The 21705-nt window shown below is 48.7% G+C and carries 20 protein-coding genes and 1 tRNA gene; 15 read left to right on the top strand and 6 right to left on the bottom strand.

What is annotated here, in order from left to right; translation table 11 throughout:
- The 3 genes from D9T21_RS21885 to rsgA form a co-directional block, all read right to left on the bottom strand.
- Positions 1-876, bottom strand: coding sequence for a DMT family transporter (locus D9T21_RS21885; RefSeq protein ID WP_123327286.1), 876 nt, complete (start codon positions 874-876; stop codon positions 1-3).
- Entirely contained in the window at positions 876-1742 is an 867-nt protein-coding gene (gene asd / locus D9T21_RS21880) for an archaetidylserine decarboxylase (protein WP_123327285.1), read from the bottom strand. Before asd ends, D9T21_RS21885 begins: the two co-directional genes overlap by 1 nt.
- 104 nt (positions 1743-1846) lie before the next feature.
- Positions 1847-2893 carry a small ribosomal subunit biogenesis GTPase RsgA gene (rsgA, locus tag D9T21_RS21875; protein WP_123327284.1) on the bottom strand — a complete coding sequence of 349 codons (1047 nt, stop codon included), beginning with the start codon at positions 2891-2893 and terminating at the stop codon, positions 1847-1849.
- 88 nt (positions 2894-2981) lie between these two features.
- Here rsgA and orn point away from each other — a divergent pair, with 88 nt between their 5' ends.
- The 8 genes from orn to ilvN all read left to right on the top strand — a co-directional run bounded on the left by orn (position 2982) and on the right by ilvN (position 12693).
- Complete coding sequence (gene orn / locus D9T21_RS21870) at positions 2982-3527, top strand: oligoribonuclease (RefSeq protein WP_123327283.1); 546 nt, start codon at positions 2982-2984, stop codon at positions 3525-3527.
- Positions 3528-3626: 99 nt separating this feature from the next.
- Positions 3627-3702: transfer RNA gene (locus D9T21_RS21865), tRNA-Gly, on the top strand.
- A 536-nt stretch (positions 3703-4238) separates the two neighbouring features.
- Entirely contained in the window at positions 4239-6710 is a 2472-nt protein-coding gene (locus D9T21_RS21860; RefSeq protein ID WP_123327282.1) for a TonB-dependent receptor, read from the top strand.
- Between the two features lie 71 nt (positions 6711-6781).
- A complete protein-coding gene (locus tag D9T21_RS21855) occupies positions 6782-8362 on the top strand; it encodes a tetratricopeptide repeat-containing sulfotransferase family protein (RefSeq protein WP_241155788.1) in 1581 nt (526 codons plus the stop codon).
- A gap of 75 nt (positions 8363-8437) precedes the next feature.
- Positions 8438-8923 carry a DUF4442 domain-containing protein gene (locus tag D9T21_RS21850; RefSeq protein ID WP_123327280.1) on the top strand — a complete coding sequence of 162 codons (486 nt, stop codon included), beginning with the start codon at positions 8438-8440 and terminating at the stop codon, positions 8921-8923.
- Between the two features lie 412 nt (positions 8924-9335).
- Entirely contained in the window at positions 9336-9734 is a 399-nt protein-coding gene (locus D9T21_RS21845) for a sterol desaturase family protein (RefSeq protein ID WP_123327279.1), read from the top strand.
- 743 nt (positions 9735-10477) lie between these two features.
- Positions 10478-12196 carry an acetolactate synthase 3 large subunit gene (locus D9T21_RS21835; protein WP_123327277.1) on the top strand — a complete coding sequence of 573 codons (1719 nt, stop codon included), beginning with the start codon at positions 10478-10480 and terminating at the stop codon, positions 12194-12196.
- Positions 12196-12693: an acetolactate synthase small subunit gene (gene ilvN / locus D9T21_RS21830; protein WP_105936177.1), complete on the top strand. Its 498-nt coding sequence runs from the start codon at positions 12196-12198 to the stop codon at positions 12691-12693. Before D9T21_RS21835 ends, ilvN begins: the two co-directional genes overlap by 1 nt.
- A gap of 45 nt (positions 12694-12738) precedes the next feature.
- Here ilvN and D9T21_RS21825 read toward each other — a convergent pair whose 3' ends face one another.
- Together D9T21_RS21825 and D9T21_RS21820 are read right to left on the bottom strand one after the other, a co-directional pair.
- Positions 12739-13053: a hypothetical protein gene (locus D9T21_RS21825; protein WP_123327276.1), complete on the bottom strand. Its 315-nt coding sequence runs from the start codon at positions 13051-13053 to the stop codon at positions 12739-12741.
- A gap of 240 nt (positions 13054-13293) precedes the next feature.
- A complete protein-coding gene (locus D9T21_RS21820; RefSeq protein ID WP_123327275.1) occupies positions 13294-14262 on the bottom strand; it encodes a hypothetical protein in 969 nt (322 codons plus the stop codon).
- A gap of 300 nt (positions 14263-14562) precedes the next feature.
- On the opposite strand from D9T21_RS21820, the gene tatA reads away from it, so the two are divergent.
- Genes tatA through hemB form a run of 7 tightly spaced genes read left to right on the top strand, consistent with a single transcriptional unit; the run spans position 14563 to position 20164 of the window.
- Positions 14563-14799, top strand: coding sequence for a twin-arginine translocase TatA/TatE family subunit (gene tatA, locus D9T21_RS21815; RefSeq protein ID WP_105936174.1), 237 nt, complete (start codon positions 14563-14565; stop codon positions 14797-14799).
- Positions 14799-15098, top strand: a complete 300-nt coding sequence (gene tatB, locus D9T21_RS21810) for a Sec-independent protein translocase protein TatB (RefSeq protein ID WP_123327274.1) — start codon at positions 14799-14801, stop codon at positions 15096-15098. Before tatA ends, tatB begins: the two co-directional genes overlap by 1 nt.
- Positions 15099-15860, top strand: coding sequence for a twin-arginine translocase subunit TatC (gene tatC / locus D9T21_RS21805; protein ID WP_123327273.1), 762 nt, complete (start codon positions 15099-15101; stop codon positions 15858-15860).
- A 54-nt stretch (positions 15861-15914) separates the two neighbouring features.
- Complete coding sequence (locus tag D9T21_RS21800; protein ID WP_123327272.1) at positions 15915-16490, top strand: hypothetical protein; 576 nt, start codon at positions 15915-15917, stop codon at positions 16488-16490.
- Between the two features lies 1 nt (position 16491).
- Complete coding sequence (locus D9T21_RS21795; RefSeq protein WP_123327271.1) at positions 16492-17262, top strand: TatD family hydrolase; 771 nt, start codon at positions 16492-16494, stop codon at positions 17260-17262.
- Between the two features lie 13 nt (positions 17263-17275).
- Positions 17276-19153, top strand: a complete 1878-nt coding sequence (locus D9T21_RS21790; protein ID WP_123327270.1) for a sensor domain-containing diguanylate cyclase — start codon at positions 17276-17278, stop codon at positions 19151-19153.
- 9 nt (positions 19154-19162) lie between these two features.
- Complete coding sequence (gene hemB / locus D9T21_RS21785) at positions 19163-20164, top strand: porphobilinogen synthase (RefSeq protein ID WP_123327269.1); 1002 nt, start codon at positions 19163-19165, stop codon at positions 20162-20164.
- Positions 20165-20183: 19 nt separating this feature from the next.
- Here the strand turns inward: hemB and D9T21_RS21780 are convergent, their stop codons facing one another.
- A complete protein-coding gene (locus D9T21_RS21780) occupies positions 20184-21695 on the bottom strand; it encodes a Ppx/GppA phosphatase family protein (protein ID WP_123327268.1) in 1512 nt (503 codons plus the stop codon).
- Between the last annotated feature and the right edge of the window lie 10 nt (positions 21696-21705).

Raw genomic sequence — 21705 nt, 5'->3', positions numbered from 1 at the left:
TTACTCATTGGTGGCAGATGCTGATTTATGGGTGTTTACTGTTTCATAAATTGACGCTGAGGTCACTAAAATTCCGCCCAGCAGGGTCTGCCATCCCGGCGACTCGTTAAGCAGGATAATGGCAAAAATCACCCCGTAAAAAGGCTGCATACAGGCGATTAGTGAAAAGGTTTTGGCACGCAGGTGGGCCAGACTATTCGCCACGAGCGCATGAGGCAGCGCCGTAAATGCCGTACCCAGTGCCAGCAGCAACAACCATACACTGGTGTCCTGTTGGGTACTTGTCAGGTCACTGAACGGTAGCAGGCATAAAACAATAATCAGCGTTTGCCAGGCCATGGAACGGGCACCGCTATAGTGAGAAAAGTACTTTCTTAAGGATAAGTTTCGTACTGCATAAAGGACTGCTGAAATCACACCGAGTCCCACGCCAAGCGTGACATCATTATCCAACGATATCTCAGGCACAATTAACACGATACCGATAACAACAACCAGTGCGCTGAGCATGTCCTGCCAGGCCAGTCGGGTTTTCTCAAACAGCGGCTCAAGTAATACGGTAATCACCGGAAAAGTGAACATGGCAATCATCCCTACCGAGACACCTGCGTACTGCATGGAAGCAAAATAGGTGGCCCAGTGAGCCGCCATAAGTACGCCCAGCCCAATGGCAATAAAATAATCGAGGCGGCGTTCAAGACGCAGATGCTCTCTGCCAGCCCTGACGAAAAGGCATAAGGCCAGACAGGCAAACAGACTTCGCCCCAACGTGATGTCGATGGCGTTTAGTGGGATGATCTTGGAAAAGAGCCCGGTACCCCCTAAAAGCACTACCGCAAGGTGAAGGGTAACAAGGCTCTTTTTAACGGGATCCATTAATCAGCGGCAGGGGCTGTTTTGGTCGCAAAAGGCTGGCCTAACCGGGTAACCTGCTCAAGGGCCAGGTCGGCAAAGTCGACCTTATCCGGCTCAAAACACACCACAATCGTTGAGCCCAGCTTAAACTGACCAAGCTCTTCACCTTTGGCCAGATTAATCCCTTCGTCGCCTTCGTAGCGCCAATGAGTGACATGCTTACCGGCTGGCGGGGTAACGGTGCCGGCCCAAACGGTATCGATACTGGCAACAATCGTTGCACCCACCAGTACAATGGCCATTTTGCCCACCGGCGTATCATAAATGGTGACTACCCGCTCGTTGCGGGCAAACAAGCCTGGTACATTTTCTGCCGTTAGCGGATTCACTGAAAATAGTTCGCCGGGCACATACACCATGTCGGTAAGCTTGCCTTCGATAGGCATATGGATACGGTGGTAGTCCTTAGGTGACAGATAGATGGTGGCAAACTTACCGCCTTTAAATGGCTGGGCCAGATCCGGATTGCCACCCAGTAGAGCCGATAAAGTAAACTTGTGGCCTTTCGCCTGAATAAGGTCTTCGCCAACAATATCACCAAACTGGCTGACAGTGCCGTCTACAGAATGACACAGCACGTCGTCATTTTCTTCAATAGGACGTACGCCGGGCTTTAACGGTCGGGTAAAGAAAGCATTAAAGGTACGATAGTCTTCTGGCTGAGAGTACATTGCCTCGTCCATATTGACCTTAAACTGTTTTATAAACAGCTTGATCAGCCAGGTAGTCAGGGCGCCTGCTTCTGCAGCGGCCAGTTTACCCACTAACCGGGAAATAAGGTGTTTAGGCAGTACATACTGCAGGTTGACTTTAAACCAATTCAACAAAGTGAATGCTCCTAATTACATGTTGTCTGGCACAGCCTGAGGGCTATTTGCGCCTAATGGTGCCTATTGTAGCCGATTTTGCGGGGAAACATACCAACATAAGGTTATGGTTCATCAGGGTTTGATATAAGACGGTTCGCATATGCCGGGCGCTGCTCGGCCATGGCGGCGATGATCCGATGGTAATTATCATAACGCTGCTGATTGATTTTACCCTCTTCCACGGCCTGACGAATGATACAGCCCGGATCGTTGAGGTGTTTACAGTCACGGAATTTACAGCCGCCCAGGTAATCTCTGAATTCAATAAAGCCCCAGGTGATGCGTTCCTGAGGGAGGTGCCACAAAGCAAATTCACGCACCCCGGGAGAGTCTATCAACTCCCCGCCAGAAGGAATGGGTAATAATTTTGCAGCGGTAGTAGTGTGTGTCCCTAAACCTGAGTTTTCGGAAATCTCACCCACTAATTCGTCGGCATCGGGCAGTACCTGATTGATGATACTCGATTTACCCACCCCGGACTGACCCACAAACACGCTGGTTTTATCACGTAAACGTTCATGCAGCTCAGTAATGCCTTCGCCACTTTTACAACTGGTAAGCAATAACTCGTAGCCAAGCTCCTGGTAGATGGCCAGAGAAGCACTCACGGTTTCACGTTCTTCGTCACTTAAAAGCTCGACTTTATTAAGCACCAGTAAGGGCTTGATGTCGGTGTCTTCACAGGCCACCAGATAGCGGTCGATAATGTTAAGCGACAATTCCGGCTTTACCGACGACACCACGATAATCTGGTCGATATTGGCAGCAATGGGTTTCACGCCATCATAAAAATCCGGGCGGGTTAGCACGGTGCGCCGATCCTGTACAATTTCGATAACCCCGCCTATATTTTCGTCGGGGACTTCGGAACGGGCAAACAGCACCTCATCGCCGCATACTACCGATTCGATGGTGCGACGAATATGACACCGAACCACGTTGCCTTCGGTGTCCTGAACATCGGCTTGTTTACCAAAACGACCAATTACCCGGCCAGCCAGCAATGAAGATAAATCAGGAGATGATTGCTGTTTGCGAGACAGGCGTTTCTGGCGGTTTGCCGCTACCTGTCGCTTTTGTCGATGGGATAATTTGGGTTTCTTGGCCACGCCGTTCTCGAAGTTTGCGTTTTAGGCTGTGCATGATACCTTTTGTGCACTTTATGTGTCACCTCTTGAGAGAAAATAGGCAAGGTTAATGGCAAAAAACAATGACAACCTGGTGTGGATCGATATGGAAATGACCGGTCTGGACCCTGAAACCTGTAAAGTACTGGAAATTGCCACTATTGTGACGGACCCCCAGCTAAATGTTATTGCCGAAGGGCCGGTGATTGCCGTGCACCAGAGCGATGCAATTCTTGATGGGATGGATGAGTGGTGTACCCGGGTACATGGCGAGAGTGGTCTTACCCAGCGTTGTCGTGACAGTGAGTTTGATGAAGATGCCGCGGCTAAACAAACCATTGCCTTTTTGGCTCAGTACGTAGATGCCGGCAAATCGCCGCTGTGTGGCAACACTATAGGTCAGGATCGCCGCTTCATGGTGAAATACATGCCGGAGCTTGAAGCCTACTTCCATTATCGCAATGTGGATGTTAGCACCATTAAAGAGTTGGTTCGTCGCTGGAAGCCGGAAGCGCTCGATGGATTTACCAAGCAGGGCACTCACCAGGCACTGGATGATATCCGTGAATCTATCGCTGAAATGCAGTTCTATCGCGAGAAAGTGTTTAGTATTTAAGCATTCAGACAAAAAAACGCAAAAAAATGAAAATAGGTGTTGCACTGGCAAAATAATTTTGTAAAATGCGCACCACTTCAAACGAAGTACCACTCTTAAGCGGGAATAGCTCAGTTGGTAGAGCACAACCTTGCCAAGGTTGGGGTCGCGAGTTCGAATCTCGTTTCCCGCTCCAATTTCTCATCCAGAGAAGTTTTTAAATCAAAAATTCTTTATCGTCCCTAAGGGACATCGACGTGTAATCGTATTTCGAATTTTCTGTTTAGTCAGATTGCAAAATTAGTAAAGATTTAGAGCAATAAACAAAGCCTGAACAAAACCACTTTGTTATCTGCAACATTCTCCTGTCCACGTAAGCTGTTGATGAAGACAAAAAGCAGCCGGGAGTTTATACACAAAGTGTGTCGTTCTACATATTTATTCACATAATTATGCATGTTTTATGTGCGACTTTTCTAATAGCGCCCTAAAATGGTGAATGTCAGCCGATTTTGCGCCATTAAAACTATTTTTTGCACTTAATTGGGCCGTCAATCCGGTCGTGAAAGCGCTATATTGCATTTTTCTTGAACAGTAATGCATAACTATGCGGATTATTTGTACAAAACCACTAAATAATTAGGCTAAGTAAATAAAAACAGGCACAAAAGCTGCTGTATTGGCCGGATATAAAAAAACCAGTTGTCGATTTATCGTCGTTGAGGAGCATACATGAATAAACCAGGTAATCGATTTGCCTATTCTATCGTTGCAAGCGCAGTTATGACTGCCTGCATGGTACCAGCTGTTATGGCTCAGGAGCCTGATGGTGCAAAAGAGATAGAAAAGATTGAAGTAACGGCTACCCGTCGTACCGGTTCATTACAGGAAGTTCCGCTAAATATTTCAGCGATTACCGCTGATATCATGGAAGACCAGAATTTAGAAGATTTAGAAGATTTGGCCCGTTGGGTGCCAGGTCTGACTATTACCAACCAGGGCGGTCGAACTGACTCTCCTATTATTGTGCGAGGATTAAATACTAACTCTTCGGGTCCGTCTTCTGACGGTGGCACGGTTGCCACCTACTTTGGCGATGTGCCGCTGTTTTTGAACATGCGCTTAATCGATGTAAACCGGGTTGAGGTACTGATTGGTCCACAGGGAACACTGTACGGTGCCGGTACTCTTGGTGGTGCAATTCGTTATCTGCCCAATGAAGTAGAGATGGATCTGACCACTGGCCGTGTAAAAGGTGATGTGTTCAGCGTTGCCGAAAGTGATTCCATGGGTGGCGAAGCGAGCTTCGTATTTAACACGCCGTTAATTGACGACACGCTGGCCATTCGCGCCGCAGTAAACTATTTCAACGATCCGGGCTACCTGGATTACAACTACGTGGTTCGTGAAAGCGGTGTCTCGCTGCCTGATCCGGACTGGACAGATCCAACCGCCGTGTCTGAAAACCTTAAGCAGGTTAAGGATGCCAACGGCGAAAAGACCCTGACTGGCCGTGTTGCCTTGCGCTGGACACCGAATGACTGGTTCGACGGAACCGTTTCCTACTTCTACCAGAAGCGTGAGGTAGAGGGCCGTTCAATTACTCAGTACGGTGCCCTGGACCCGGCTAACGGTTTAAACGACGTGCTAGGTCCGTACGAGTCTGCTTACCGTTACGAAGAACCTCGTGAGCAGGAAGATGACCTGCTGAGCCTGGAATTAAAAGCCGACTTAGGCTTTGCTGAACTGGTTTCAGCAACCGGTTGGTCAGGCTCAGAAGACATCGGTAATCGTGACCAGACTGATCTGCTAATTCGTCTGGCCTATTCCTATGAAGAGTTCCCGGCTTTCAGTGCATTCACTGAAGAAGTGGGCGATATCGACCGCTTTACCCAGGAAATTCGTTTAGTGTCTGAGCCCAGTGGCCCGTTATCCTGGATTGTAGGTGGGTTTTACTACGACACAGAAAGCTTTGGCTACAGTAAGGAATTTACGCCAGGCTTTGATGAGTACGCACTGAACGTGTGGGGAGTGGGTGGAAATCCTCGACCGGACTCGCTCGAATACTACTCGGTGGATTATACCGATGTTAAAGAGCAGGCGTTGTTTGGTGAGGTAAGTTATGAAGTCACCGATAAACTAACCATTACCGCTGGTTTACGGGCTTACGAGTATGAGGTGAACTCACGCTCAGCCGTTGACTTACCGCTGTTCGAAACAGTGTTCCTGGGCCGCGATCCCGACTCCATCGTGCTCGATTTCGGTGAAGAAGGCGCGGATGATTCAGGTACCCTGTTTAAGTTTAATGCCAGCTACCAGGTTACTGATGATGTATTAGCCTACGCAACAGTAAGTGAAGGTTTCCGTATCGGTGGAGCCAACGGTGTGGCCGCGTGTCCTCCGGACATCGATGAAATCCAGAATCAGATTATCTGTGCGTTACCAGACGAGCAGGTCTATACCGCCGATACCACCACCAACTATGAATTAGGCCTGAAAACCACGTTCTTTAAAAACAAACTGCACTTCAATGCGGCAGTGTTTAATGTTGACTGGGAAGATGCGCAGGTAGGTGGTGCAACGGTTAATGGTCAGCAACCCATCACAACCAATGCTGAAGGCGCAAACTCACGCGGTGTCGAGTTGTTTACCCGCGCAGTGCTCACTGATGAGTTAACTATGTATGCGACTTACTCCTACACCAAGGCAGAATTAACGGCCGACGCGCCATTCCTGTTTAACGTGTACGACGAGTTTGACGAAGATGGTAACCCAACTAATCTGGATGAGCTGTTTGACGGTAAAGATGGCGATCGCCTGCCTGGCTCTCCAGAACAACAGTTCTCATTTGGTCTGACCTACACTCAGGAAGTGTTTGGCGATAAGATGCTTGATGTTAACTACGGTATTACCGCGCAAAGCGATATCATTACTACGGTTGGTCAACGTCGTAGTGGTGAGAGCCTGGCCGGTTATGCGGTAAGCAACCTGACCGCCAAAATCTCTGATTTTGACTGGAGTGTCACTTTCTATGTTGATAACCTGTTCGACAAATACGCCTTTGTATCAACTCGTGCCCACCAGGGTTATCAGGGAATTGGTGACATAGAGATTAACCGCACCGATTTACAACGTGGTTACGGCCACTTCCTGCTGCGCCCTCGCACCGTTGGTGTAACGTTCAGTTATCAGTTTGAGATGTAAAACTGCATAACCTCGGGCTTGCAGAGCAAGCCTGGCAAATCACTACTTAAAAGGCACCGCAAGGTGCCTTTTTGTTGGAACAGCAACCTATGCAAAACAAGCAACAGTTTATTCAGCAGGCGCTGAGTGCGATTAATCAACGTGATTATGTCGCTGCACACAGCGCCTGTGTGACGTTGATTAAACACTACGGCGATGATGCCGAGGCCTACTTTCTGCTCGGCATAGTGCATATTGAGATCCTGCAAATCCAGAAGGCGGTGCGCCTGTTAAATAAATCTGCCGAGCTGACGCCAGAACCCCAAACCTATGCATATCTCACCAAGTGTTATGCCCTGCTAGGCAATATGCCCGCTGCGGTCGACGCGGCCTCAAGGTGTCCGGTATCCAGTCTGGATAAACCGCTGGCGCTGGATACGGTTGGTGTGTCTTTAAGCCGGGTGGGCTTGCACGAAGAAGCGCTGAAGTATTTTAAAGCGGCGCTGGCTAAGGCGCCGGATAACGCCAGTTTTTATTATAACTTTGCAGTATCGGCCAAGTTTGCCGGGCAGTTTGATACAGCGCGGCAAGCATTTGAACAAGCAATTGCGCTTAAGCCTGACTATTACCAGGCGCACTATGCGCTTTCTGATCTCGGCGGCATCAGTGATACCAATAATCATATTGAAAGACTATCTGTTCTTCATGCAAAAACCACTGATATCGATGGTAAATTGCATTTAAGTCATGCACTGGCAAAAGAATACGAAGCTTTTAAAGAGTACGATAAAGCCTTCAATGTTCTCAGTGAGGCAAAGCAGGCTAAAAGGCGCCAGTTTACAGCGGTTGAGCAACATTATGACGCTATCTTTAACTGGTTGCAGGCGCAGCAGCCGGCTGTTAGCTCCGCTAATCAGGGCGATCCGTCATCGCAACCCATCTTTGTGCTCGGTATGCCGCGCTCGGGTACTACGCTGGTGGAGCGTATCATTACCAGTCATAGTCAGGTGGCCTCAGGGGGGGAACTCCAGGATTTCGGGTTAGCTGTCAAAGAGCTGGCGAAAACGCCTTCTAATCAGGTGCTCGATTTACCCACTTTACAAGCCGCCGAGCAGCTCTCCTTTGCTGAACTGGGCAGTCGGTATCTTGAAAGAACGTCATTTCTGCTAAACAATAAAAAATACCTGGTGGATAAACTCCCGTTCAACTTTTTCTACGTGGGGTTAATTCGCCGGGCCCTGCCCAATGCAAAAATCGTGTGTCTGTTAAGGGATCCCATGGATACCTGTATTGGTAACTTCCGGCAGTTGTTTTCATTAAGCAGCCCTTATTTTGCTTACGCCTATGATCTTGAATCTACAGGACGTTTTTATAAGAATTTTTATTCTTTAGTACATCATTGGCAAAACCTGTTTCCACACAACGTGCGGCTGCAATCCTATGAGGAACTGGTTACCCGGCCAGCTGAAGAAATCCCGGCACTGATTGATTTTTGCGGTCTCAGTTGGGAGGCCGCCTGTCTGCAGGTAGAAAAAAATAAGGCTCCGGTTTCAACTGCCAGTAAAGTGCAGGTAAGAGAAGCAATCAACACCCGGTCCATTGGCCGCTGGCGGCAGTATGCTGCGCATACCGCAAAGCTCGAGGCGCTGCTGGCAGACCTCAAAGCAAATTAACAGGGCGCGGCTTGCTCTTGATTTGTGCGCGAAGAAAACGTAGGCTCTTCTGGTCTAACCAGTTGAGCCGTTTTTATGTCGAGTAACCCCTTAAGGCGCTACGCCGAAAAAGTAAATCACTATCCTGCCTGGCTGAGCAGCCGTCTGCTGACCTGGATGTTTCGCTATAAAGTTAAACTGGCGGGCACTGCGCGGGTGGATATTGTGTCTACTGACTTTTCTACAGTCACTTTTAGGCAACCAAACTATAAAAAAGTGCAGAATCACATTGGTAGTGTTCATGCTGCGGCAATGGCTTTACTGGCAGAATCGGCAACAGGTTTTATTGTTGGCTTAAACCTGCCGGGGGATAAGTTACCACTGATCAAATCGATGAATCTGCAATACGTGAAGCGGGCGACAGGCGATATGACGGCAGTGGCCTCGCTCAGTGACGAACAGATTCAGATGATGCAACAACAGGAAAAAGGTGAGGTGTTGGTTAAGGTCACCGTAACCGATGCTAATAATATCGAACCTGTGGTGTGTGAAATGCTGTGGGCCTGGGTGCCCAAAAAGTAGTTGTAAATCAGCAACAGATAAGTCAGAAAGCGTATTGTCCCCTTTGGATATCTGCTCCGCCAGAATCAGGAAGTACATTTTTAATGGCTGTTGGTTAAAAAATGCACTAAGCTGAACTTGTTTACTGCCGGTGGTTTTTGTTCAGTTAAAATGGTAGCTGTTCATTCTTGGTTCGTGGCGTTGTCTAAGAAATTCTTATGCCCTTCTCAAGACATATTACCTCCGGATAACTATATGAGTGATGAGCATACCCCCGAGCAAGCCTCTGTAGCAGAGTCATCAATAGCAAATTCGTCGTCATGGCGGGACTTTTTGTTAAGCCTTCCGCAACCGGTGTTAGTTTTCGGCGGTTTTTGCGGTTGCCTCAATACAGATTTATAACTGGTTCGATGCGGATTTATTTACCGCTCGGATGATTGTACTGCTATTACCGCTGGTGCTCATCGCCGAAAGGATCTGGACCAAACGGCCGGACTGGGTTCTGACCCCTAAAGAATTTACCGAGGATGTATTCTGGCTCGCCGGCGCGGTGTTTATCTGGTATCCCTTTTATACTGATTATTATCAAACCCCCATATCAGAAGAGTTTAAAGCCGTGCGGGATAGCCTGCCGCTGGGTTTTACCATTGAGCCGACTTCGGTCTTAGGACTGGTCTTTGCCGCTATCATGGTCAGAACCCTCATAGAGTTTATTTACTACTGGTTACATCGCGCACAGCACAGTTCTTTGTTCTGGTGGCGTATCCACGCGACCCATCATCACATCACTAAAATGGGAGCGGCGAGGGCTGATCGCGGCCATCCTCTGTAGTTTTTAGCTTTATCCGTGGGTTCACCCATTATTCTGGCAATTATGAGGGCCAGCGATGAAGTCATCGCAGTATCCGGTACCTTCACCACTCCCATGATTTTGCCAGCAGCAATACCAATTTGGGCTGTGTCATCATTATCTGGGATCGCATTTTTGGCACCTATTCCGGACGTACCGATGTAGAAAAAATTGGTGCCGGATCGTTTTGTGTACAGAAATCCGTTACACTGGAACAGTGGGTTGCCAGGTACGGGAATGTGCAGAGGCAGCGGGTGCTCATCGCCACAGTGGCCAATAAAGCTGTAACTAAGCCATTGCCAGCGGACGAGCTAAAAAAGCTGAAAAGATTAAGCGAAATATTTATCCTAATTTGATGTGGTAAATTAAATTGATTTTTTCGCCGTAATAAATTTGCAAGGTGTTAATTATTAAGCGCTGCAGGGCAGTTTTGATAATTGCTACTGTTAAAATCATGTAAATACAAAAATTTCGTTTTCTGTGGTTTGGATAGTTAAAAATAGGATGTTTATCCTATTATATTCATTATTTGGGATATGTATCTCACTTTTATGAAAAAAGTTATTTGATCTTCCCGGTGCCTTCGATATAGTCCGCGTACACAACAACCAAGGTCAGTTTACAATTGACTTTCAGTGATTGTCAGCCAAGCAGTTTGCTTTAACTAATTCATTGAATTACTTAAATGGTTAGTTTGAATTAATGATCCAACAGGAGATAACACCGTGAAGATGATGTCGGGCGCCGCCATGGTGGTGGAAGCGCTAAAAGATGTAGGAGTTACACATGTATTCGGTTACCCGGGTGGTGCCGTTCTTGACATTTATGATGCATTATTTGCTCAGGATGATGTCAAACATGTCCTCGTGCGTCATGAACAGGCTGCTGCTCATATGGCAGATGGTTACGCGCGTTCGACAGGTAAAACCGGTACCGTCCTCGTCACTTCAGGCCCAGGTGCTACTAATACCTTAACGGGTATTGCTACAGCCTATATGGATTCGATTCCTATGGTTATCCTGTCTGGTCAGGTGCCATCGATGCACATCGGTGAAGATGCCTTCCAGGAAACCGATATGGTGGGTTGTTCACGACCAATCGTAAAACATAGCTTCCTGGTTAAGCGGGCAGAAGATATTCCTGATGCCATTGCGAAGGCTTACTACATTGCCAATTCCGGCCGTCCGGGCCCGGTAGTGGTTGATTTACCAAAAGATATCGTTAACGTCATGGAAGAGCACCCTTATGTGTTCCCGTCTGATGTAACCATGCGTTCTTACAACCCAACCGTACGCGGCCACATGAAGCAGGTGAAAAAAGCCGTTGCTTCACTTAAAAAGGCAGAGCGCCCGGTACTTTACGTAGGCGGCGGTGCAATTACGGCGGAAGCGTCTGGCTTAGTTACCCAACTGGCTGAATTACTACAAGCACCGGTAACCTGTACCCTCATGGGGCTTGGTGCATTCCCAGGCACTCACGAGCAGTTTGTCGGTATGCTGGGCATGCACGGTACGCTTGAGGCCAACAAAACCATGCACAACTCAGACTGCATTTTAGCACTGGGTGCTCGTTTTGATGACCGTGTTACCAATAACGTTGAGAAATTCTGTCCGCATGCGGATATCATTCATGTGGATATTGACCCAGCGTCGATTTCTAAAACAGTGAATGCCCATATTCCGGTGGTTGGCTCAGTAGAAACCGTACTGGAGCAAATTTTAAACCTGTTAACCCCTGAAGAGCTGCCAGAGCAGAAAGCTAAACTGGCTGACTGGTGGGAGCAAATCACTCAGTGGCGTAGCCGCAAGTGCCTGAACTTCGAGCAGGGTGAGTCGGTAATTAAACCGCAAAAGGTGATTGAATCACTGTACAAGCACACCAATGGCGAGGCGTACGTTAGTTCTGACGTTGGTCAGCACCAGATGTTTGCTGCGCTTTACTACCCGTATGATAAGCCGCGCCGCTGGATCAATTCCGGTGGCCTGGGCACTATGGGCTTTGGTTTACCGGCCGCTATGGGCGTGCAGTTTGCTCATCCGGATGCGACCTCAGTGGTTGTGACTGGCGACGGTAGTATCCAGATGAACATTCAGGAACTGTCAACCTGCTTGCAGTACAACCTGCCGGTCAAGATTATTTCACTGAATAACCGTGCTCTGGGTATGGTTCGTCAGTGGCAGGATATGATTTATAAAGGGCGTCACTCCCATTCTTATATGGATTCCATGCCCGACTTCGTCAAACTGGCCGAGGCATATGGCCACGTGGGGATCAAAGTTGACTCGCTGTCTGAATTAGACGCAGCAATGGAGAAGTGCTTTAGCATCACTGATCGTCTGGTATTTATGGATATTGCAGTCGACCAGAATGAACACGTATATCCCATGCAAATTAAGTACGGCGCGATGGATGACATGCGCTTAAGTAAGACGGAGAGAACCTGATGAAAAGAATTATTTCAGTATTAATGGAAAACGCGCCAGGTGCACTGTCGAGAATTGTTGGGGTGTTTTCACAGCGCGGTTACAACGTTGACTCTTTATGTGTGGCACCAACCGAAGATCCGAGCTTGTCTCGCCTGACCATCATCACCCATGGCGATGATAAGGTTATTGAGCAAATTACCAAACAGGTGAATAAGCTGGTGGACGTGCTTAAGGTGATCGATTTATCAGAAAATGCGCACATTGAACGGGAAATGATGCTGATTAAAGTAGCAACCCGTAATGAAGCTATTCGTGCAGAAGTGAAGCGCAACGCCGACATTTTCCGCGCCAACATCCTTGATGTATCGTTAAACAACTACACCATGGAAGTAACCGGTACCACAGATAAACTGGATGCCTTTGCTACCACCATGGCGCAATGCACAGAGATCATCGAGTCATCCCGCACCGGCGTGTGTGGCCTGGCCCGGGGTGAGCGCGCTCTGCGCCCATAACCACTCAAACATTAAAAAGCCCGGCTTAGCCGGGCTTTTTTTTGTCTAAAACTGGTGGTTAGGTAAGGCCAGCCGGTGGTGTTTGCGGGGATCCCGAAACTGGCTGTAATCCTGACGTTGCTGACCACGAATGGCCAGTATAATGAGTGCCACAGAGAAGAAGGAAAAAAACACACTGAGGTGACTTTCGTCAAACCGGGAGCTGAGTTGTGGCGGAGGTTTGTAAAACAGCGGTGGACTCTGATAACCGAAGCTTTGCTGGAACTGTAAAAGGAGTTCGTCGTGATCTGGTTGTAACGCCGACGCTGGCAGGGATAGCCCGAGGCAAAATAACAGTTTAATGCAGCTTTTAAATAGCATTGATGCCCCTCCTTGTTGCGTATAGCGATTAATAATTAACCAGTCCAGATGGTCTATTAAACCCAATTCTGGGTTTGTGAGCAAGAGGGTTGCGGTTTATAACTGTTACGAAAATACATTAATGCAGAGTAATACACTGATTTCATTTTGTTTTATTTTTCAGCTGGTATGGTGAGAAAGTATCCGCCAGAAAAATCACAATGTGAGCGCAATGGGCAATGAAACGCGCTCTATGGCCAGTTACTGTTGGCCGTAGTAAAACTCAAAGCGCATGGCTACTCCATAAGAGGGCTTAAAGTCTTCTTTGCGAAGCCATAATACAAACGGCTCAAGTTCAAAATAAAGCCACGAGCGCAAGTAGTTAGTGCGCCAGCGGGCACTGGTATACACCTCATTCAGGTGGTGATTGGGCTTGGTCAGGCCTTTGGTCACAAAGGTATACAATATGGCACTTTCCTGAGTGAGCGGTCGTAGGTATTGCACTTCGTGTCGCCAGAACCAGTCTTCAAAGCGGTCGCGGTAATAATAACGGTTATTAAAGCGCAGGTATTTTTCATCGGCCAGCAGGTAGGTGAAATCGAGTCCGAGCTCGGCGCCAAGCTCATCCCGGGTGTAATAGTAAAGCTCGGCGTCGTAATCCATCTTCAGCACATCAGTAAAGTGATAATCGTTTTCGTACTGACTTTTGGCAAACAACTGGCCTCGTCTTCCGGCACCAATACGGTGGGATATAGGCGAGTCCTGTTCTTCCTGATAGCGTAGCGACAGGGTAGTGGAGTCGCGGTTTTCGTTAACCGCATCCCTTGCTGCGCGGATGGAGTCCTGACGGTCGTAGCTTTCGTCATCAGATAGCATTAAATCTACGCGGTCTTTTAAAGCCGGTAATTTTACCCTGACCCTGAAGCGAAAATCCTGCGCAGCCAGATCCCGGGTACGGGGCTCCCAGCCAAATCGCACTCTGCCTTCAGCCCTGGCATTTTTATGCTCGTCACTGTCTGCCAGCGCAAAAAACTCGTCAAGACGTTGCGCTGTGTAATCCATGGACTCACTAAAATTACTGTGCCAGTTGTCCAGCCAGCTTTCTGTGACCGGCGGACTTTGCTGCGGCTTATCCCGTTCAACCGATGTGTCATCAGACTGACCGAGGGCCTGACTACTCACCCATAACCCAAGGAGCAGCAAACTGGCGAATTGCCTGCGTTTAAACAAGATGGCCAGTTCCTTTTATCGTTAGCGTGTCTAATTCGGACATTGGTAGTTAAGCACCTGACTTCCATGAAAATGCTTGTAACTGATTAAGTTAGCTTGCGCGATAATGCCGATTGCTGCAAATAAAATTTTCGTCATCGGGCGGCACAGATCTGACCTGCGATTTTTTTGGCTTGCGGACTAATCAATACTGGCTTATCACAAATAGCTCGGTAGAATATCGCGATTAATCGATAAAAGTGCTGTTTGAATTGACAGTCAATGGCATACTGTAGTCATTGATGTAAGCAAGAGGTTTTTATGGGCAATATTGGTTGGGTACAACTACTCATCGTGCTGGTAATTGTTGTGCTGTTATTTGGTACCAAAAAATTAAAAGGCATTGGTTCGGATTTAGGCGGAGCAATTAAAGGTTTCAAGAAAGCTGTGTCTGAAGAAGACGCCGACTTTAAAGAGCCGCAGTCTAAAGTGGAAGAAAAGCCAAAGGCCGGTAGCGAATCTGTTAAAACAGAAAGCGAAACTAAAGAAAAACACTAATGTTCGATATTGGGTTTTGGGAAATCCTGTTAATTGGTGTATTGGCGCTTGTTGTGCTGGGGCCTGAACGGCTGCCCGGTGCTATGCGCTCTACTCTGAAAACAATTCGAAGCGTTAGGAACGTGGCCAGTGGGTTCAAGGAAGAAGTTGAGCATCAACTGCGGGTTCACGAGTTGCATGAGAATTTAAAAAAAGCGGAACAACAAGGGCTTAAAGATTTGTCTCCGGAGTTGAAAAACAGCGTTGACGAACTAAAAGAAGCTGCCGAATCTGTTCAAAAACCGTATAAAAAGCCATAAATGTCTGAAGAAAATAGTCTTATATCGCATCTGATTGAGTTGCGCTCACGGTTGCTGCGCGCTGTCCTCAGCGTATTTCTGGTATTTGCATGCCTGGCTTATTTTTCTAACGATCTTTATCAGTTGCTGGCTCAGCCGCTGTTACGGACGTTACCGGTTAATTCATCCATGATTGCGACAGACGTCGCGTCGCCTTTCTTCGCACCTTTCAAGTTAACCATGGTGCTGTCGTTTTTCATTGCCATCCCCTATGTGCTGTTTCAGGTGTGGGGTTTTGTTGCTCCGGGGTTGTATCGCAACGAGAAGAAGCTGGTAGCACCGCTGCTGTTCTCCAGCACCCTGCTGTTTTATGCCGGTATGGCGTTCGCCTATTACGTGGTATTTCCGGTGGTGTTTGCATTCTTTACCTCGGTGGCCCCGGAAGGCGTAACCGTTGCTACCGATATCAACAGTTATCTTAATTTTGTATTGAAGCTGTTTTTTGCTTTTGGCGTGTCATTTGAAATCCCCATTGCCATAGTTCTGCTGTGCTGGACCGGCGTAACCGATGCCAACAGCCTGCGACAGAAACGGCCTTACGTTATTGTCGGGGCCTTTGTTATTGGCATGCTGCTGACACCGCCGGATATTATTTCCCAGTCGTTACTGGCTATCCCAATGTGGATATTGTTTGAGTGCGGTGTAGTCATCGGCGCATTGTATAGTCGCGATGACGAAGATGAAAACGAAGATGATGAGGAAGAGTCCGCCGCGAAGGACTAAACTGTTTACAACAAATGGCCTGAGACACTAAAACAAAACCAAAGGATGCCAGCCATGAAAAAACTGTCCGCTTTGATTTTACCTGCTTTGTTGTGGCTGGTGTCGGTAAATAGCTATGCCGACAACCTGCTTCAGGCCATTGCATCCTGTAAAGCCATCGACAATGATTCCCGGCGCCTCGCTTGTTTTGATGCCATCCAATCCCCGGCCCTTGAGCGTTTTACCGCATCCGAAAACAACCAGAAAAAGCCACAGAAACCAGCGGTCACTGGCACAGAAAAGGCACGTGACAAGCAGGCTGCTAACAGGTCTGAACAAGCTCAGGCCCGACGTGACGAGCGCAAGCAGACTCAGCCGCGTAGTCAGGCACCTGCCGACTTTGGTTTACCGCCAAAGACGGTTGAGGAAGACATTGATGAAATCACCGCCACTATCTCACAACTTGGTGAGACTGCCCGTGGCAAACTGCTAATCACTCTGGATAACGGCACTCAGTGGCAACAAAAAGATAGTCAGCCAATGCAGCTCGACACCGGCATGGAAGTGACTATCGAAAGCGGTTTTCTCGGCGCTTTCTTTCTGAGTCATGACGGCGTTAACCGCCGCATTAAAGTAAAGCGGATCCGCTAACATGGCCTGGTTTGATGCCGGGGTAAATATGTTCGATACGCGTATGCCCGTCGAACAAACCATCGAAGATGCCCTTGCTGCCGGCGTTTCCAGACTTTGTCTTATCACCACTCATCCGAATGAATGGCAGCAGGCTGAAGATTACTATCAACAGTATCCTGAGCAGCTCTGTTATACCCTCGGCGTTCATCCTCACAATGCTAAAGATGCCCGTCCGGAACACTGGCAGGAATTGCGGGAAAAAGCTAAACAGCCCGGCGTGGTGGCAGTGGGGGAGTGCGGTCTGGATTTTAACCGTGATTTCTCTCCCCGTGATGTGCAGCGCGCCGTGTTTGCTGAACAGCTGGCGTTGGCGGTTGAGCTCAACAAACCGGTATATCTGCATGAAAGGGACGCTTTTACCGAACAACTGGCTATTCTCGAACCTTTCAAAAGTAAGCTGGCAGGCGGGATCGCCCATTGTTTTACCGGTACCCCTGAAGAAATGCGAGCCTACCTGGCGCTGGGACTGTACATAGGGATTACCGGTTGGGTGTGTGACGCTAAACGCGGAGAGTCACTACGAGAAGCGCTAAGCGAGCTGCCAGCAGAGCGGCTTATTCTGGAAACCGATGCGCCCTATCTGTATCCTAAGGATCGGAAGCCGAGACAGCGCAATAATGCGCCGGCCTGTTTGCCGCATATTGGCCAAACTGTCGCTCAGATCAAAACGCTGAGTGTTGAACAGGTACAAAATATCAGCTTTAACAACGCCAAACAGTTATTTGGCTAGCAGAGCGAATAGTATGCAGTTTTTTGCGTCAACCAAACTGGTTACAGAAAAGTGGTTATTTATACTAACCAGCCTGTTGGTTGTGGCGGTGCTTATTGTAATCACCCGGTCTGCCCTCGATGATACCCAGCAAAGTTTTACGCCTGAACTGCAAGCTGCTGTCGCTACCTCTTCGCCAGGTACCTTAACAGCGATAAGGACTAATACCGACTGGCACCCGATTAGCAACCCAATCAGCTTTGGCTACAGCGATAAAGCCCATTGGGTAAGGTTTTCGTTAGCCTCTGCCAGTCTTGATAGTCAGCCGTCCTATATCGAAATCGACTATCCCCTGCTGGATTACATTGACCTGTGGGTGGTGCAGGGTGAAGCGCAGCAGCATTTTTCGGCGGGTGATAAGGAACCCTTTAATCAACGCGAGTTGCGTTACAACAGCTTTTTATTTGCCCTGCCGGAAAATGACCGGCCGGCAGAGGTGTTTGTGCGGGTGCAGTCATCCAGTGTAGTGAAACTACCGGTAAAGGTTTGGCAGCGCCAGGCATTCAGTGAGTATACCGCCAACACCAACCTGATAATGGGCCTGTTCTTTGGCCTGTTACTAGCCATGGGGCTGAGTAATCTGTTTTTCTTTTTTACCACCCGTAATCTGACCTTTCTGTTTTATACTGGTTACGTACTGTGCCTTGGCCTCACGCTGGCAAGTCTGCATGGTTTTGGTTATAAGTACCTGTGGCCCAACCAGGTTTGGTTCCAAAGCCAGGCCGTCGGGTTTCTGGCCAGCGCCACGTTGTTTTTTGCGGTTATTTTTTCAGGTTCACTGCTGGAAGTCCGGCAACACAGCCCGTTCTTTACCAAGTGCTTCAGAGCCCTGGCGCTATCATTTCTGGTATTAACAGTCAGCGCATTGCTGCTCGATTACGCCATCTCGATTAAAGTCTTTTTAATGCTGCTTACCATCACGGTTATTCTGATTATGGGTGTGGCCATCTGGTTTGCCGTGCGCCGCATCAGTATTGCCGGATATTACGCGCTGGCGTGGAGTGCGCTGTTAATCAGTGCCTTGTCGGCCAGTCTGGATAATCTTGGTGTACTGAATATCAGCATTCCGTCACAGGTACTGCTGGTGTACGGTGCGACTATCGAAGCTCTGATGTTATCGTTTATCCTCGCAATGAGTTACAGTCGCCAGCGCGATCAGATGATGCAGGCAAAGGAGCAGGCGCTCGAACAGGAGCGCGAAGCGGTATCGGCTAAACAGGAGCTTATTGAGCTGCAACAACGAGCTCAGGATGAGCTGGAGTACAAAGTGCAGGAGCGCACGCTGGAGCTTGAAATTGCGCTGCGTGAGCTGTCGGATGCTAACCGCGAACTGGAAAAACTCAATACCATCGACCCGCTCACCGGCATCCGCAATCGCAGGCACTTTGACAAGCGCATACAAGCCGAAGGGCGACGCAGCAGGCGAGAGCAAACACCACTGGCACTGGCGATGATAGACATCGACCACTTTAAACAGATTAACGATCAATACGGCCACAGTGTTGGCGACACCTGTATTCGCCATGTGGCGCAAACGCTGCAGAGCTTACTTAAACGCCCGTCCGACGATGTGTGCCGCTACGGTGGAGAAGAGTTTGCTATTATTTTGCCCAATACCGAGACCGAGGGGGCCGGTCAGCTCATTGAGTCGATTCGTCAGCAGTTAGCCGATACCCCTTGTATTATCGATAATGAAAGCATTTCACTAACCATGAGTGGCGGTGTCGCCAGTGCAATTATTTCCCATGAGGATGCCGAAACAGAATTGCTTAAACTGGCCGATGAAAGGCTGTATGCCGCTAAACAGGCCGGTCGAAACCGGGTTGTTGCTACCTCAGTTAAACCACATTGAGATAAAACTATGAGCTATTCACAATATTTGCCGCGCCGCATGCGTCGATTGCGTCGTACCGAAGGATTACGCGCGATGGTTGCCGAAAACCAACTCACTGCTGCCGATCTTATTTATCCGGTATTCGTACTGCCTGGCAGTAACCAGCGCGAAGCTGTACCTTCCATGCCCGGCGTAGAAAGGTTATCCATCGATCTGTTAGTAGAAGCTGCTAAAGAGGCCTATGAACTGGGTATCCGCAGCCTGGCGTTATTCCCGGTCACTCCTATGGAGAAAAAGACCCTGTGTGCCAGTGAGGCCTTTAATGCTGACGCAATCGCACAAACTGCCATCCGTACGCTGAAAGCCGAATTACCGGAAATGATGCTTATTTCTGATGTTGCACTAGACCCGTTCACATCCCATGGGCAGGATGGCCTGATCGATGAAGACGGCTATGTGATGAACGACGAAACGGTCGAAATTTTAATTAAACAGGCGTTATCGCATGCTGAAGCGGGTGTGGACATTGTCGCCCCTTCAGACATGATGGACGGCCGCATCGGCGCCATTCGCGATGCGCTCGAAGAAGCTGGGTTTGTCCATACCTGTATCATGGCCTACGCCGCTAAGTATGCGTCTGCTTACTACGGGCCTTTCCGCGACGCTGTCGGCTCTGCAGCAAATATCAAAGGCGGGAACAAGAAAACCTATCAGATGGATCCGGCCAACAGCGATGAAGCCATGACTGAGATAGCACTGGATCTGGAAGAAGGCGCTGATATGGTCATGGTTAAGCCGGGCATGCCTTATCTTGATATCGTTCGTCGCTGTAAGTCAGAGCTGGCAGTGCCAACCTTTGCTTATCAGGTGAGTGGTGAGTATGCCATGCACGTGGCGGCTTTCGACAATGGCTGGCTCAACCGTGAGCAGGTTATCCTGGAATCTCTGCTGGCCTTTAAACGTGCCGGTGCCGATGGCATTTTAACTTATTTTGCGCCGGAAGCGGCCCGTCTGCTGCAAAACCGCTAATCTACCAGACTGGCTGGCCCTACTGACAGGTAAGGTGCCAGCCTGCTTTATGCTGTAACCAGGCTTCGTTAACCAGTTCCGCATTAATAAGAGGATGCTCCTTGAGCCATTTCTCCGGGAATGTCAGTGTCCAGTCAAGGCCGTCGACTTTCAGCTCAATGGCAGGAATATGTTGCTGATGGCGGCGTAAACACACAACCACCGCAATTCGCAGGATCCGCAGCAAACCTTCCAGCATGGGCTTTACGTCCTCGTGATACAAGGCAAAAGGTTGCAAATCGATAGCCTGACGATGACCGCCTACCAGGTCTCTGATAGCGGCTCGCTGTAAGCGCGTGTAACCAGGTAAATCGATATAATTAAGAATATAGGCACCGTGTTCATGGTGCTTTTTATACTCAATATGCAAGCCAATCTCGTGCAGCATGGCGGCTGCATCCAGCACCGTCTCGGTGTCCAGATGACAAAACGTTGATTGCTGACAGAGCTGCTTACACAAATTGATTGCCAGTTGCTTTACGTTAACCGCATGGGGCTTATCAATATGGTACCGGCGAATGGCGGTATTTAAGGTCTGGGTACGGCGGTCGTTATGTTTAAGGTTATCCAGCATGCCATAAATCAAACCCTCGCGGAGCGCGCCGCCGGAAATATTCATGGTGCGGATTTTTAATCGTTCAAACAAGGCCAGCAGAATAGTCAGGCCACTGGGGAAAATAGGCTGTCGATTAGGCTCAAGACCATCGATCACCAAATCTTTCAGGTTGCCACAGTCAATACACTGCTGTCTCAGGTTATACAGATAGTCAATCCGGATAGCATCGCTGATCCCCTGTTTTACCAGAATTTCAGTGATCGCCTGAGGCGTACCAGACGCGCCCAGACAGTTTTGCCAGTCAAAGCAAAGGAAAGCATCGGCAACCGGGTCAAGCAGCTCGTAGGCGGCTTCTTTGGCGCGCTGGAAGTTGGCTTCCGATAGCTCGCCATCGAGGAAATAGCGCTCCATAAAAGTGACACAGCCCATATCGAGGCTGACCATATGGATAGGCTGCATATCATTACCGATGATAATTTCGGTACTGGCCCCGCCAATATCAATTACCAGGGAATTGCCCTGATTAGCCGACGTATAGGCTACGCCAAGATAAATCTGCCGGGCTTCTTCTTCGCCGGGAATGACGTCGAGCTGATGGTGGAGGATTTTCTCTGCTTTATCGATAAAGGTCTGCGCATTGACTGCAAGACGCAGTGTTGCCGTAGCAACTATACGAATATTAGAAGCCGGAATGTCCTGTAATCGCTCAGCAAACGTCTGCAAACAATCCCAGCCACGTTGCATGGCTTCTTCACTTAAAACCATGTCTTTGTCGAGACCGGCCGCCAGGCGGACCTTTTGTTTTACCTTACCGATGATCTGTACGCTGCCATTGGCAACATGTACAACCACCATATGAAAGCTGTTCGACCCGAGGTCTACGGCGGCGTAGTATTCGCCGAGTGTCTCGGCGTCAAAATCGGTTTGTGGCTGCATAACGTTTTAC

It is taken from the genome of Marisediminitalea oceani, from assembly GCF_003731635.1.
GTDB classification, from domain to species: domain Bacteria; phylum Pseudomonadota; class Gammaproteobacteria; order Enterobacterales; family Alteromonadaceae; genus Alteromonas; species Alteromonas oceani.
This window is presented reverse-complemented; position numbering and strand designations above follow the sequence as displayed.